This is a genomic window from Streptomyces sp. ADMS, assembly GCF_033441795.1.
Taxonomy (GTDB): domain Bacteria; phylum Actinomycetota; class Actinomycetes; order Streptomycetales; family Streptomycetaceae; genus Streptomyces.
In genome coordinates this window covers 17,351-31,202 of sequence record NZ_JAVFVX010000092.1, presented here as the reverse complement: position 1 = coordinate 31,202, position 13,852 = coordinate 17,351, and the positions used below count along the sequence as shown (strand labels likewise).

At 71.1% G+C, this 13,852-nt stretch carries 12 protein-coding genes and 2 pseudogenes; 5 read left to right on the top strand and 9 right to left on the bottom strand.

Features of this window, described 5'->3' with window-relative positions; all coding sequences use genetic code 11:
- Positions 1-166 precede the first annotated feature (166 nt).
- The 6 genes from RB628_RS30385 to RB628_RS30360 all read right to left on the bottom strand — a co-directional run bounded on the left by RB628_RS30385 (position 167) and on the right by RB628_RS30360 (position 6,986).
- Positions 167-2,905 carry a SpoIIE family protein phosphatase gene (locus RB628_RS30385; RefSeq protein ID WP_318323769.1) on the bottom strand — a complete coding sequence of 913 codons (2,739 nt, stop codon included), beginning with the start codon at positions 2,903-2,905 and terminating at the stop codon, positions 167-169.
- Positions 2,906-3,221: 316 nt separating this feature from the next.
- On the bottom strand, positions 3,222-3,653 hold the full coding sequence (locus RB628_RS30380; protein WP_318323767.1) for an ATP-binding protein: 432 nt from the start codon (positions 3,651-3,653) through the stop codon (positions 3,222-3,224).
- Between the two features lie 148 nt (positions 3,654-3,801).
- Positions 3,802-4,239: a (deoxy)nucleoside triphosphate pyrophosphohydrolase gene (locus tag RB628_RS30375; protein ID WP_318323765.1), complete on the bottom strand. Its 438-nt coding sequence runs from the start codon at positions 4,237-4,239 to the stop codon at positions 3,802-3,804.
- A gap of 24 nt (positions 4,240-4,263) precedes the next feature.
- Positions 4,264-4,446 (bottom strand): SPOR domain-containing protein, encoded by a 183-nt coding sequence (locus RB628_RS30370; protein WP_318323764.1) that lies wholly within the window; start codon positions 4,444-4,446, stop codon positions 4,264-4,266.
- A gap of 414 nt (positions 4,447-4,860) precedes the next feature.
- The gene (locus RB628_RS30365) at positions 4,861-5,613 is read right to left on the bottom strand and encodes a GntR family transcriptional regulator (protein ID WP_318323763.1); all 753 of its coding nucleotides are present in this window, start codon (positions 5,611-5,613) and stop codon (positions 4,861-4,863) included.
- A gap of 179 nt (positions 5,614-5,792) precedes the next feature.
- Entirely contained in the window at positions 5,793-6,986 is a 1,194-nt protein-coding gene (locus RB628_RS30360; protein WP_318323762.1) for a DUF4190 domain-containing protein, read from the bottom strand.
- Between the two features lie 192 nt (positions 6,987-7,178).
- Between RB628_RS30360 and RB628_RS30355 the strand changes: the two genes are divergently transcribed.
- Positions 7,179-8,291, top strand: coding sequence for a threonine synthase (locus RB628_RS30355; protein WP_318323760.1), 1,113 nt, complete (start codon positions 7,179-7,181; stop codon positions 8,289-8,291).
- A gap of 18 nt (positions 8,292-8,309) precedes the next feature.
- Here the strand turns inward: RB628_RS30355 and RB628_RS30350 are convergent, their stop codons facing one another.
- From RB628_RS30350 to RB628_RS30340, 3 genes are all read right to left on the bottom strand, one after another.
- The gene (locus tag RB628_RS30350; RefSeq protein ID WP_318323759.1) at positions 8,310-9,146 is read right to left on the bottom strand and encodes an oxidoreductase; all 837 of its coding nucleotides are present in this window, start codon (positions 9,144-9,146) and stop codon (positions 8,310-8,312) included.
- 259 nt (positions 9,147-9,405) lie between these two features.
- On the bottom strand, positions 9,406-9,582 hold the full coding sequence (locus tag RB628_RS30345) for a hypothetical protein (RefSeq protein WP_318323758.1): 177 nt from the start codon (positions 9,580-9,582) through the stop codon (positions 9,406-9,408).
- Positions 9,583-9,693: 111 nt separating this feature from the next.
- Positions 9,694-9,963 carry a DUF5133 domain-containing protein gene (locus RB628_RS30340; protein WP_318323757.1) on the bottom strand — a complete coding sequence of 90 codons (270 nt, stop codon included), beginning with the start codon at positions 9,961-9,963 and terminating at the stop codon, positions 9,694-9,696.
- 307 nt (positions 9,964-10,270) lie between these two features.
- Between RB628_RS30340 and RB628_RS30335 the strand changes: the two are divergent.
- The 4 genes and pseudogenes from RB628_RS30335 to RB628_RS30320 all read left to right on the top strand — a co-directional run.
- A pseudogene (locus RB628_RS30335) lies at positions 10,271-10,465 on the top strand (NAD(P)-dependent dehydrogenase); the annotation flags it as partial.
- 374 nt (positions 10,466-10,839) lie between these two features.
- Positions 10,840-12,537: a cytochrome c oxidase subunit I gene (gene ctaD / locus RB628_RS30330; RefSeq protein WP_318323756.1), complete on the top strand. Its 1,698-nt coding sequence runs from the start codon at positions 10,840-10,842 to the stop codon at positions 12,535-12,537.
- A 380-nt stretch (positions 12,538-12,917) separates the two neighbouring features.
- Positions 12,918-13,466, top strand: a complete 549-nt coding sequence (locus tag RB628_RS30325; RefSeq protein ID WP_318323755.1) for a hypothetical protein — start codon at positions 12,918-12,920, stop codon at positions 13,464-13,466.
- 19 nt (positions 13,467-13,485) lie between these two features.
- Positions 13,486-13,686: pseudogene (locus RB628_RS30320) on the top strand (hemerythrin domain-containing protein); the annotation flags it as partial.
- Positions 13,687-13,852 lie beyond the last annotated feature (166 nt).

Below are 13,852 nucleotides of genomic sequence, written 5' to 3'. Positions count from 1 at the left end.
CATCGGCGCGGTTCGGGGCCGCGCATGGCGCTGACGGCCGGTCAGCCGCCGCGCGACCCGGGAGCCGTGTCCCACGAGGTGGCCGACGCGCGGCCTACCGGAACGCGTCGGGCAAGGTCGCTTGCACCACGAAGCGGGACACGACCGACGGCGGCGGCCTGCGCCGTCAGAACAGGCTCAGTAGCGCCTCCGCCGGGTCCGCGAGGACCGTTCCCGCGTCCGGCAGCGGGAGCTCGAACCACACCGTCTTGCCGCGCGGGGTCCGGCGGGAGCCCCAGGCCGCGCTGAGCAGGCCGACCAGCTGGAGTCCGCGTCCGCCCTCGTCGGTGTCGCGGGCGCGGCGGCGGCGCGGCTGGACGAGGCCGGCGTCCCACACCTCGCACACCAGCATGCGGTCGAGAAGCAGCCGGAGCCTTATCTCGCCCTCGCCGTAGCGCAGGGCGTTGGTGACCAGCTCGCTGACCAGCAACTCCGTGGTGTCGATGAGGGGTTCGAGACCCCAGGCGGTGAGCTGGGTGCGGGTGTACTCGCGGGCGCGGCCCACGCTGCGCGGTTCTCGCGGCAGGGTCCAGTCGCCGACGGAATCGGCGGGCAGCCCCTGGACACGTGCCATCAGCAGGGCGATGTCGTCCTCGCCGTGGTGGGTGTCGAGGGTGCTGAGGACGTGGTCGCAGACGTCCTCCAGCGGCTGGGAGGGGTCGCGGAGGGCGCCGACGAACGCTTGCAGGCCCTCGTCGAGCGGGTGGTCGCGGGATTCGACCAGTCCATCCGTGTAGAGCGCCAGCAGAGAACCTTCGGGCAGTTCGACCTCCACCTCCTCGAACGGCTCGCCGCCGACCCCGAGCGGCATACCCGGCGGCACGTCGAGCATCAGCGCGTCCTCGCCCGGTTCGACGAGCACGGGCGGCAGATGGCCGGCGTTGGCGAAGGTGCACCTGCGGGTCACGGAGTCGTAGACCGCGTAGATGCAGGTCGCGAGGTACACCTCCAGGAGGTCGGCGTCGCGGGGCTGGCGGGCGGCGCGGGTGGCCTGCTGGACGCCACCGGGGGTGCCGAGGCCGCGCGCGATCTCGTCCAACGCCGAGAGGACCTCCGCCGGTTCGAGGTCGAGGAGCGCCAGGGTGCGGACGGCGGTACGGAGTTCCCCCATGGCGACGGCGGCGCGCAGCCCCCGCCCCATCACGTCGCCGACCACCAGCGCGGTGCGGTTGCCGGGGAGTTCGATGACGTCGAACCAGTCGCCGCCGACCTCGGTGGCCGCGTTGCCGGGCAGGTAACGGCAGGCGATGTCGAGGCCGGAGGCCTCCGGGTCACCCGGGGGCAGCAGGGAGCGCTGGAGGATCAGGGCCCGCTCGTGCTCACGCCGGTACAACCGGGCGTTGTCGATACAGACGGCGGCGCGCGCGGCCAACTCCCAGGCCAGCGACCGGTCCCGTTCCCCGAACGGCTCGCTGCCCTTCGTACGGGAGAACTGCGCGAGGCCCACGACGGTGTCGTGCGCGACCATCGGGACGGCCAGCGTGGACTGGATGGCGCCGTTGTCCTCGGCGGGGACGAGCTGTGGGCGGGCGGTGCGCAGGGCGTCCGCGCAGGGCGAGTTGAACGCGAAGTGGTGCACGGCGCCGACAGCCACGGGCTCCTGGCCCCCGGCGAAGGGTGCGTCGGAGACGGCGCTGGCGAAGGCGACCCGGCGCAGTTCGGCGCTGCCGTCGGCGAGCCCGGGCGGGGTCTCGTCGCCGGCCAGCAGCCCCTGGTAGAGGTCGACGGTCGCGAGGTCGCAGAAGCCGGGGACGACGACGTCGAGGAGTTCCCGCGCGGTCGTTTCCAGGTCCAGGGAGTTCCCGATGCGGGAGCCGGCCTCGTTCAGAAGGGCGAGATTGCGCCGTGCGGCGGCGGCCTCGCGGGCGGCGGCGCGGCGGGCGGTGATGTCGAGGCCGAGCCAGGCGACACCGATGGGGCGGCCGGTGCCGCTGTGCACGCGGTACAGGTTGACCGACCAGTGCCGGCGCTCGTCGGAGCCGGGCACGAAGCCGGTGATGTGCATGTCCGTTATCGAGTCACCGGTCTCCAGGACACGGCGGAGCGTCGCCGAGACCCGCTCGGCCTCGGGAGAGCGCAGGTAGTCGTAGACACCGCGGCCCCGGTGGTCGTCGACCGTGCCGCCGTAGATGGAGGCGAAGCGCTGGTTGGCGCGCCGGACCCGGAGCTCGGTGTCGATCAGCAGAAAGCCGAACGGGGATTGTCCGAAAATCGCCTGCGAGGCGGCGAGGTCGGTCTCGATCTGACGGAGGGTACGGACATCGACGACGATGCATACGGCGGCCTTCTCGCCCTCCTCCGTCCGCGTCGGCATCACATAGACCTCGGCGAGCCCCTCCCGCGGGCCGTCCTCAGCCAGTTCGGGCTCGCGGATGCGGAACGGAACGACGCCCGTCCACTCCCGGCCGTCGAGGATCTCCGCCATCTTCCGCTGGCCGCGCTCCCGCAGATCGGGGTCGATGAACGCCGCGATGGGATCCATGCCCACCGCCCGTGCGGCCGGGATACCGAAGATCTTCTCGGCGCGCAGGCTCCACTGGTCGACGAGACCGTCCGCGCCGATGGAGAACGACGCCACCTTGATGTAGTCGTAGATCGAGCCTGGCGGGCTGCTCTGCCACATGGGGTCACCTGTCACGTCACGCGTGGGGTCCAGCCCGGTGCCACGTGTCGCGTCGCGCACCGGATCGCCCATGGTGTCACGCGTGGTTTCACGTGTCGCATCGCGTATCACGTCACCGTCGGCACGACCCCCGACGCCCGGCGCCCGACGTGGCACACCGGCCGCGGCATCACCCGTGGCCCTCGCACTCGCGCCGCCCGACGGGTCCTTGGACTCCGTGGCCTTCGCTGGTATCTCGCTCACGCGAACCGTCCCCTCCAGCTCACCGCGTCCGGCACCGGTCACCGGGGGCGGCTGCCCGCAGTATCCAGCACTACGGCGCCCCACAACACGGTGTTCACGATCACGGGACGATCCCGATGCTTTTCGGACCGGCCCGCGACAACACTCCCAGTCTTCTAACCAGGGGACCACGGGTCGAACCACGATCCACCACAACTGCCAGTGGCCTGAACCACACGGTCGACAGGGCGGGGGCGGACGTACAGCCGCCCTTCACCACCGCGCACGGTTCGTCGCCGTCAGTACGCCCGGTACTTGGGGGCCGTTCCTGTCCCGCTCATCCCGGCACCGGGAGCTCGAACCACACCGTCTTGCCCGCGTCGGCAAGGCGGGTGCCCCAGCGGCTGGACGAGTGGGCGACCAGCTGGAGACCTCGGCCGCCTTCCTCGTCGGGGCCGGCCGCGCGCTCGCGGGGCGGTTCGGGCAGCGGGTCGGAGACCTCGACCAGGAGCGTGGCCGAGGTCCTGACGGGTCGCACCAGCCGTACGCCGATGGGGCCCGTGGCATGCCTGAGGGAGTTGGTCACCAGCTCGCTGACCAGCAGGGCCGCGATGTCACCGAGGGAGTCGAGCCCCCAGTTGCGCAGTTGTGCACGCACCACCGTACGGGCTCCGCGGACTGCGCCGGGCTCTGCGGGAAAGCTCCATTCGGCACAGTCGCCTTCGGTGTCGATCACGCCGATCACTTCCCAGGCAAGCGACCCACCCATGTCCGGTTTCGTGGGGTTAATGGGCACATACCCGGTATTTGGTGCCGATTACCGCCCCTGGGGGCGCACAGTGGCACAAACGGCGTACACGGCGCACGCACCGGGCGCCCCACACGCCTCACGAGCCCATGCATCGATACCGCGAGCGTCACGCCAGCCGGGCGGCCGCTTCCCGTACCGCCGGGACGTCCTGATCCAGCCAGTCCACGTCCCAGATCTCGGCCGGAGTCAGCCAGCGCAGTTCGTCGTGGTCCTGGAGGGGCTTCGGCTCGGCCGAGCCGGCCGGGAGGTGCGCGGTCCAGACCCACAGGACGTACGGCGCCCGCAGGGGCCACTCCCCCGGGATGCGTTCGACGGGCTCGGCGTCGACGCCCAGTTCCTCGCGCAGTTCGCGCACAAGGGCGTCCTCCGGTGCCTCGCCCGGTTCGACCTTGCCGCCGGGCAGCTCCCAGCGGCCGGCCAGCTCGGGGGGCGCGCTGCGGCGGGCGGCGAGGAGATGTCCGTGGCGCAGCACGGCGGCGCCCACGACCACGATCCGCTCGGCCGCACGCTCCGGTCCTGGCGCCGGTTCCGTCCGTTCCGTCATGGACCGGAGCCTACGGGAGCCCGGTCACCGGGTTCCGTTCTGCCCGATCCGCTCGACCCAGTAGAGCTGCCTGTGCCCGCGGTCGTCGAGGCTGTCGGCGATCTTCTGAGCCTCCGCACGGGTCGCGTACCGGCCCACGCGGTAGCGATTGCCGTTGTCGTCCTGCCGTATGACGAGCCAGGGAAGAGTGATCGTCCCGTCGCTCATGGAGCCCCTCCACTTCCCGCCCCCGGCTTGCGCCGCGCCCCGCCCGCTAAGGAAACCGCATTCCGCATATGCCCGAGCCTACGCCCAACCTTTACGCAGCGAATACGGCTTTTCACAAAGAGGTACGCCAACCGGCCAGGGGGCGAGGGGCGCACAACATCGAACGCGCCGTCGAAAGGGCACGGAGCGTCCGGTCAACGGCACACCGCGCCCCTCGGGACGACCTGCGAGAACGGCCAGAATCCAACACCCCGGCCGGCGGGGGCGATTGGCGGGGCAGCGGTGAAAGGGGGAGCGTTCGGGAGGTCAACCGCCCCGGAGTGTGGGCTACTTCACCGGATCCGGCCGGATCCGGCCGGGATCGCCCGGCTCCGACCGGGATCGCCCGGCTCCAACTGACGCCGGAACGGCGGGCTACTTCACCGGCAGGTGGTACGCCACCCGGTAGCGGTCCGCGGGGATCACGACGTCGGCCGTCTCGACCGGGCGCCCCGAGGCGTAGTACGTGCGCTGCACGACGACCACCACATGCCCGGGAACACCACCCAGGGCGTGCAGCTCCTCGGCGAGGCCGGGGCGGGCGCCGACCTCCTCCGTGACGTTGTCCACGATCACGTCGATGGCCGCCATGCGTTCGACGACGCCCATACCGCCGAGCGGGCCCTCCTCGGGCAGCATCACCGGCGTACGGCCGGTGACGGCGAGGGGCTCCCAGGAGGTGGACAGCATCATGACCTCGCCGGCGTCCCGGAAGACGTACTTCGTGCACATCACGCGGTCGCCGGGCAGGAGGCAGAGCCGTTCGGCGATGGCACCGCTCGCGGCGGCCTGCGCGCTGCTGGACTCCCAGGTGCCGCGCGCCTCCGCGTCGGACTGCTCCTGACGGAAGGGGGTCGCGCCGCCGTCCGGACGGAAGCCGGAGCGGGCGATCCGGCGCGGCACGGGCCGCTCACGCACATACGTGCCCGATCCGGAGCGGCCCTCGACGAGGCCCTCGGCCATCAGCACCTTGCGCGCCTCCAGCGCGACCGTGTCCGAGACGCCGTACTCCTCCCTGATCCTGGCCTGGGAGGGGAGGCGGGTGTGCGGGGGGAGCGAACCGTCGACGATCTTGTTTCGTAGATCACCCGCGACACGCAGGTAGGCCGGCTGCTCACCGAATGTCACTGGCCGCTCCCATCAGGTTGTACAGACAGCGACAGCGTGGCAACCGTGGGTTGTGACATGCAAGCAAAGGCCAGAGAATCACTCGATGTGATGACTTGCGTCGCCGGAAGGCATGGCGCCTGGCACCACGAGACGCCGCACGGCATTGCGCAGGCACGTTCTCCCCGCTCAGGCCGTCCTCACACCTCGATACCGGTGTCTTCTCCTCCACCCCCGCCCCCGCCGCCGCTCTCGCTCCCCTGCTCGTACGAAGGCGGGGTCGTCGCGAGTCCCAGCGCCTTGCGGGCGGTGACCGTGCGGTCGGCGTCGAGCAGGTCGGTGCCGGTGTCGTAGTGGTCGTAGAAGGTGTCGACGTCGGTGGCGTCCGCCGCCTTCGCCCACTCCTCGCGCGCGCTGCGGAGGTCCTTCACGACCGCGGTGACGCTGGGCGAGGCGGCGGCGGCGAACCGGTGTTCGGTGAGCAGGAGGGTCTGCTCGTCGAGCGCGTCCGTCACCCGCTGCGCCCACTCCTTGTGCCCCGGCAGGTCGTCCTCGACGTACTCCTCCCCGGGCGCCGTGTCCATCGCCGCGTTGAGGGCGTGGGCCGCCTTCAGATACGCCAGCTGGTCGGCGTCGAGCGTCGTCGCGTCGTTGCGCAGCGAGCCCGTGAGGGTGCCCTGCGCGTCGACGTTGCCGAACACGCAGGTGACCTCGTGGTCGCCGAGGCGCCAGCTCTGGCGGGTCGGGGTGAGGTAGTAGACGTCGGCGTCACCGGGCACGGCCCAGGTGTCCATGGCGTAACTGTCCTGGAGGGCGTAGCACTTGTCGTCGGCGAGCTCGGTGACGCGGTCGTCGCCCGGGTAGGCGCCGGAGGGGAGCTGGAAACTGGCGAACACCTCGCCGTCGTGCGCGACGGAGCAGGGCACGGTGTCGACGTCGTAGGCCAGGCCTTCCAGGGAGCCGTCCAGGGTGTCGAAGCAGTCGCCCTTGGCGAGGGAGAAGGTGCTGTTCTCCTCCCTGGCGGCCTCCTTGAAGCCGTCCCAGGCGTCGGACAGGCCGTTGGTGCCGAGGAGGAGAGCCCACAGGGCGAGGCCGACGGTCGACAGCACGGAGCCGGCGATCGCCATGCCCTTTCCGCGCTCGCCCTTCCTACGGATCTGCGCGAGCGCGACGATGCCGAGGACGAGGCCGAGGGCGGGCAGGAAGCAGAGGATGCCGAGCACGAGGGAGGCGATGGCGACGCCGTTGACGGGGGTCGGCCGGTTGTACGGGGAGTAGCCCTGGGGCCAGGGCGCGTAGGGGCCTTGGGGGTAGTGGTGGGGTTGGCCCGGATACGAGGGGTACGGCGAGGGCGCCGGCGGCTGGTCGGGACCGGGGGGCGGGGGTATGGCCACGAGTACCGGGCTCCTCGTCGGGTGATGTGGTGATGTGAACTGGCGTGCGACTTCGCGCATGGTAGGGGAGTTTCGCCCCGGCCGCCCCCATCGGCCCCGTCCCTGGGGGCGGGGGGTGTACCTGGACCCGCGCCGGACGGATGCGCAAACGGCATGCGGGTGGGAAGCCCCGTACGCAACTACTCTGCGTACATGACCCCCTTGCCGGACTGTTACTGCCCCACGGACGGCACCCGCGTCCCCGCAGGCTCCCTCACCTGGTGCTGCCCCCTCTGCCGAGGCCCCCTGGATCTCGACTTCGCCCCGACCCCGGCGCCCCTCAAATCCCTCACCGGCAGGGTGAACTCCCTCTGGCGCTACGCCGAAACGCTCCCCCTCTCCACCCCCACCACCAGCCTCGGAGAGGGCCGCACCCCCCTCGTCGAACTGCGCGACGGCGTCTCGGCGAAGCTCGACTTCCTGATGCCGACCCTCTCCTTCAAGGACCGGGGCGCGGTACTCCTCGCCGAGCTGGCACTGCGTCTCGGCCCCCGCCAGGTGATCGCCGACAGCAGCGGCAACGCCGGGACGGCGATCGCCGCCTACTGCGCCCGCGCCCGTCTGCCCTGCACGGTGTACGTCCCCGAGGGCACCTCCGCGAAGAAGCTGGAGCAGATCCAGGCGCACGGGGCGAGGGTGCGAGTGATCGACGGTGACCGGGAGGCCGCCGCGGCAGCGGCCCGCGAGGCGGCGGACGCCCCGGGCACGTTCTACGCCTCCCACGTCCACAACCCGTACTTCCTGCACGGCACGAAGACGTACGTCCACGAACTGTGGGAGGACATGGGAGGCCGTCTCCCCGATGTCATCGTCGTGCCGGTCGGCAACGGCACCCTGCTGCTGGGCGCGGCGCTGGCCATCGCCGAGTTGCACGGAGCGGGGCTCATCGACCGGCGGCCCGCCCTCCACGCCGTCCAGTCGGCGGCCGTCGCCCCGCTGGCGCACGCCTGGACGGAGGGCGCCGCCGACCTGACCGGCACCACCCCGCCCCCGGTGTCTCCCACCCTCGCGGAGGGCATCGCGATCCCCAACCCGCCCCGCGCCCGCCAGATTCTGCGCGCGGTACGCGACTCGGGCGGCACCTTCCTGACAGTGACGGAGGATCAGATCCGGCACGCGCAGAGGGACTTGGCGTCCCAGGGGCTGTACGTGGAGTCGACCGGCGTGGCCTGCTGGGCGGCGGTGCGGGAGGGGGTGTTCGGGACGCGAACGGCGGTGGTGCCGTTGTGCGGGGCGGGGCTCAAGACAGGGCTGGCGCCGGCCTGACATCCGTCCCCGGCAGCGTCAGCCGCCCTCGAAGCCCGTCGCCCGCGCGCGCTTCTCCCAGCCGGCGACATCACCCCGTACCTGATCGAGATGGCCGAGTACGCCGGTGACCGCGTCGTCGCCGAGGGGCAGGCGCAGCGGGGTGTGCCCGGCGTCGAGGGCGGCGAGGATCAGGGCCGCCGCCTTCGCCGGGTCGCCGGGCTGGGCGCCGTCGCTCTCGGCGACCATGCGGCGGGTCTTGCCGACCGTACCGGCGTAGGCGCCGAGTTCGGGGCTGGCGCCCGCCCGGCCGCTGTCGAACAGGTCGGTCCTGAAGGCCCCCGGTTCGACGATCAGCACCTTGATCCCGAACTCCCGGACCTCCGCTGCGAGCGCCTCGGACATGCCCTCCAGCGCGAACTTGGTTCCGCTGTACGCCCCGAAGCCGGGGGAGGACAGCTGCCCGCCCACGCTGCTCATCTGCACGATCGCGCCCGAGCGCCGTTCCCGCATGTGCGGCAGCACGGCCCGTACGAGTGCGGCGGGCCCGAACACATGCAGGTCGAACAGGGCCCGCAGTTCCGCGTCGGTGGTCTCCTCGACGGCACCGACGTGCGTCCGCCCCGCGTTGTTGACAAGCACATCGATCCGCCCGTGCCACGCGACGACATCCTGTACGGCGGTCTCGACCGCGGCCAGGTCGGTGACGTCCAGGCGCAGCGCCTGGACCTGTTTGGGATGGGCGGCCACAAAGCCGTCCAGCGCGCCCGTCCGCCGTGCGGCGCCGACGACGACGTCCCCCGCGGCGACCGCCGCTTCGGCGACGGCTCGCCCGAAGCCGCTGCTCGCACCGGTGATGAACCAGACCCTGCTCATGAGGTCAGCCCTCCCGTAGACCACTGTCCGCTCACTGCGCCAACCTGCTCAGGTGCTCGGGAGCAGCCTAGACGGACAGGGGCTTCCGCAGCTGGCACACACCTCCACACAGCCGAAACAGGTCCTGTCAGCGGGGCCCGCCGGACCGTCCCACGGCGCGATGGGCCCCGCACGGCCACGACAGAGCCGGCCTCCGCCGTGAGGCCGGCTGTCCGCTCGGCAGCAGGGATTCCCTGGCCGGGCCGGGCTTCAGCGGGACTCAGTCCTCGCCCCTGATGACGTTCTCCTCGGCCCCCGGCCGCACCTGTCGGGCGTTCCCGTCGAGCGTCGCCCGGACACAGGTTCGCAGGCCGCTCCCGCGCAGCCGGCGGGCCCGTGCCCAGCCGGTCTCGGCCCTGCGGTCAGTGGTCGTCGTCTTCCTGACTTCCGCACTCACGGCACTTCATCTTCCTTCCGCGTCCGGCCCGTTGGGGAACCGGTAGATCTTCTGCACCGGTTTGCCCGGTCACGGTTCCGAGTCCCCGTCCGAGGCCTCGGGAAACGCCCGTCACAGACTCGGCGGCGAGCTCTTCGGTGCCAGGAGGCGCCAGGCGTCGGCTCTGACGGCGTCGTGTTCGGGTCGGGCGCCCATGATCCGCCGGCGGGCGGCTGCCAGCGCGGCGGTGATGTCACGGGTGCCGGTGGCGACGCACAGGGTGTAGGAGACGTCACTGAGCCGCTGCCGCGCCTGGGTGCCGGCCTCATCGTCGTGGCGGACCCGCAGGCTTTCGTACTGCTCGATCAGGTCGGCGAGGACGGTGGGGTGGGCCATCAGCATGAGAGCTCTCCCTTTGACGAGGTGGAGGGGTTGCAGCGGGAGGACTCTGGATCGCACTCACCTCACGTCGGCCGAGGGCCGGCCGCTCCCGCGGCGGGCCTGTGATCCCAAGCGCCTGCCGGTCCGGGTGCCCCGTGCGGCGGGGACCAAACCGGTTCTCGCGAGACCAGGTGCTGTCACCACGCGCACGTCCGCGTGTCCCGTCGTGAACCCGGGCCCGGCTGTGTGGATCACTTCAGCGTGGGCACCCCGAGGAGTGGCTCGACGCCCCCTCGCAACGGGGTGTCGAACGTGCCGCACTGCGCCGATCCACGACCGAGGAGCGACTCCCGTTCCCGAGAAGCCCGTCGACAAGCATCCCCGCCCCGACCTGCCCCAGCAGGACCAGGAGCACCCTGGGTGGACCGGCCCCATGGACCCGCCTCCCGACCATGGCGAGGACTCCTATCACGCCAGTTGCGGAGCTGCCGGTCGAGCGGAATGCCTTGTTGTTGCAGGGGATTGAAGGTCACCTGGGCCTCCTCGTAGAGCCGGGCCGGGCCGGACAGGGCCACGGCCAGGTACCCGTCGCCGTTGGGCACAAACGGACCGAACGAGGCCGTCTCGGGCGGGCGGCCACGGCCACCTCTCCGGGCTGCGGCAGCTCGCGCCGGCGCCTGGGTTCGGCGCCCGGTGCCGGTGATGAGAGACGCGGCCGGTGCCGACGATGAGAGATGCGGCCGGTGCCGGAAAGCGTGACGAATCAGCAGGGTTGGTTTCCGCTCGGCCGGCTACCCAGCATGCGCTCCGTACCTCACAGCGCGTCTGCGTGCGCTGCCCGGGTGTCTACGGAACCTTGGTACCCGAAATGCGTCACTTCCACGGATAAGGGACCCGATGACTGCTGAGGCGGAACCGGTCACGCTGGTGCCGGTCGAGGGGCGGCGCGGCAAGGGCCGGGTGGTCGTTTCCTGGCTGACCACGACCGATCACAAGAAGATCGGGCATCTCTACCTGATCACCTCGTTCTGCTTCTTCCTGATCGGCGGCGCGCTGGCGATGGCGATCCGGGCGGAGCTGGCCCGGCCCGGCCTGCAACTGCTGTCCACGGAGCAGTACAACCAGTCGTTCACGATGCACGGCACGATCATGCTGCTGCTGTTCGCCACCCCCACCTTCGCCGGGTTCGCCAACGCGATCATGCCGCTGCAGATCGGCTCGCCGGACGTGGCCTTCCCCCGGCTGAACATGCTCTCGTACTGGCTGTTCCTCTTCGGCGGGCTGATCGTCCTGTCCAGCTTCCTCACCCCCCAGGGTGCCGCCGACTTCGGCTGGACCGCCTACACCCCCCTCAGCGGACCCGTCCGCAGCAGCCATGTCGGCGGCGACCTGTGGATCATGGGGCTGGCGCTGGCCGGGTTCGGCACGATCCTCGGCGCGGTCAACTTCATCACCACCATCATCTGTATGCGCGCCCCCGGCATGACCATGTTCCGGATGCCGATCTTCACCTGGAACGTGCTGCTCACCTCGGTGCTGGTCCTGCTCGCCTTCCCCGTCCTGGCCGCCGCGCTGCTCGCGCTGGAGGCGGACCGGCGCTTCGGCTCGCACGTCTTCGACCCGGAGGTCGGCGGCGCCATCCTCTGGCAGCACCTGTTCTGGTTCTTCGGCCACCCCGAGGTCTACATCCTGGCCCTGCCGTTCTTCGGCGTGGTCACCGAGATCATCCCGGTCTTCGCCCGCAAGCCGATCTTCGGCTACCTCGGGCTGATCGGCGCCACCCTCGCCATCACCGGTCTGTCCGTGACCGTGTGGGCGCACCACATGTTCGCCACCGGGGCGGTGCTGCTGCCGTTCTTCTCCTTCATGAGCTTCCTCATCGCCGTGCCCACCGGGGTCAAGTTCTTCAACTGGATCGGCACGATGTGGAAGGGCTCGATCTCGTTCGAGCCACCGATGCTGTGGGCGGCCGGCTTCCTCGTCACGTTCCTGTTCGGCGGCCTCACCGGCGTCCTGCTCGCCTCACCACCACTGGACTTCCACGTCCACGACAGCTACTTCGTCGTGGCTCACTTCCACTACGTCCTCTTCGGCACGATCGTCTTCGCGATGTTCGGCGGATTCAGCTTCTGGTGGCCGAAGATGACCGGCACCATGCTCGACCACCGCCTGGAGAAGATCCACTTCTGGACCCTGTTCGTCGGCTTCCACACCACGTTCCTGATCCAGCACTGGCTCGGCGCCGAGGGCATGCCCCGCCGGTACGCCGACTATCTGGCCGCCGACGGCTTCACCGCCCTCAACACGGTCTCCTCCATCGGCGCCTTCCTGCTGGGCCTGTCCACCCTGCCGTTCCTCTACAACGTGTGGAAGACCGCCCAGCACGGCGAGCGCGTCGAGGTCGACGACCCCTGGGGATACGGCCGTTCCCTGGAGTGGGCCACCTCCTGTCCGCCCCCGCGCCACAACTTCGCCACCCTGCCGCGCATCCGCTCCGAATCCCCCGCGTTCGACCTGCACCACCCGGAGATCGCGAAGCACGACCAGCGTGAGGACACCGGCAAACGCAATGTCCTGGACGTCGAAGGGCACTGAGACGAGCGGTCGTGAGGCGCGAGGCACACACCGGCGCCGTACGGCGACTCGGACAGGTCTCCGGTAAGTGCCCCGGCCCCAGGCGTTGTTGACGCGGGGCGGGCAGCACCACGGCGTGCTCCGGCCACCATGACACCGGTCAGTGCACCGGCGGCCCGTTTCTCGCGTCCGGCCGGCGGACGGGCCCCGCCGGCCGCACAGGAGCTGTCCGCGGGCTGCCGCGGCAGTGCTGGTCCGCGCCGGCCATGGCCCGAAACAGCGCCGGCACCGCGCCGCGCGGTGTGACCGGGCCTCACGGGGTACTCGGCGGACGTCACCGACGCGCCATCGACCCCCGTCGATCCCCGTCGATCCTTGTCCGTCGCAGGAGGAGAGGCCCTATGTACGATCACCGCCCGACCCGAACCGACACCGACCTGCTCGGCATCTACCTCAACGACCATCTCGCCGGAGCCACCCTCGGCACGGACCGGGCCCGGTCGCTGGCAGAGTCCGAGTCCGAGCGGGACCCGGCGCTCGCCGACGCCGTACGACCGATCGCCGAAGAGATCGCCGAGGACCGGGCCGACCTGGTGCGGATCATGCGGTCGCTCGACATCTCCGTGCGCCGCTACAAGATCGTCGCGGGCCGCCTGGCCGAGAGGGCGGGCCGGCTCAAGGCCAACGGCAGGTTCGTCCGGCGTTCTCCGCTCGCCCCCATGCTGGAGCTGGAGCTGCTGCGCATCGGCGTGGAGGGAAAGTCCGCTCTCTGGCGGACCCTGCGCCGGCTGGCCGAGACCGACAGCCGCCTCGATCCCGTACACCTCGACGGCCTGCTGGGACGCGCCGACCGCCAGCAGGACACCCTGGAGCGGCTGCGCCTGCGCCAGATCACGGAGACGTTCCAGCCCGGGACCGCCCGGGCCGCATCGGAGCCGTCGCACTCATAGGCGGCCAGGGATGTTCTGGTTCACCCACGTCCGCCGCAGCAACGACGTGCCCGACCTCGCCGCCATGGCCAAGGCGTTGAAGGCGGCCGAGGCCATGGCACCCACGCATCCCCACCCGGGCGTGGAGTCCGCAGCCAGGAACATGGCCTTCGGGCCGGTCGCCGCGCTCATGGACCGCACCGGAGACGCGGTACGCAAGGCGATGGGCCACGACGGCTGACAGCGGGCCTCTGGGCAACTCCGGGGTCCGAGGCGGGTGCCGCCGGGCCGGACGACCCGGCGTCACCCGCCGAGGGGGTGCGGGTCCGGCGTCGCGACGGAATGTCCGTTCATCACCCCCGGCGGCCGGTGGATCGGGCCGGTGGCCCGGGGACTCGGCATGCTCG

Bases quoted from the DNA above. Each gene is read 5' to 3' on its own strand.
- RB628_RS30370 (WP_318323764.1), bottom strand. From the start codon at position 4,446: ATGAGCGACGGGACGATCACTCTTCCCTGGCTCGTCATACGGCAGGAC.
- RB628_RS30350 (WP_318323759.1), bottom strand. From the start codon at position 9,146: ATGAGCAGGGTCTGGTTCATCACCGGTGCGAGCAGCGGCTTCGGGCGA.
- ctaD (WP_318323756.1), top strand. From the start codon at position 10,840: ATGACTGCTGAGGCGGAACCGGTCACGCTGGTGCCGGTCGAGGGGCGG.
- RB628_RS30355 (WP_318323760.1), top strand. From the start codon at position 7,179: ATGACCCCCTTGCCGGACTGTTACTGCCCCACGGACGGCACCCGCGTC.
- RB628_RS30380 (WP_318323767.1), bottom strand. From the start codon at position 3,653: ATGGGTGGGTCGCTTGCCTGGGAAGTGATCGGCGTGATCGACACCGAA.
- RB628_RS30340 (WP_318323757.1), bottom strand. From the start codon at position 9,963: ATGCTGATGGCCCACCCCACCGTCCTCGCCGACCTGATCGAGCAGTAC.
- RB628_RS30375 (WP_318323765.1), bottom strand. From the start codon at position 4,239: ATGACGGAACGGACGGAACCGGCGCCAGGACCGGAGCGTGCGGCCGAG.
- RB628_RS30325 (WP_318323755.1), top strand. From the start codon at position 12,918: ATGTACGATCACCGCCCGACCCGAACCGACACCGACCTGCTCGGCATC.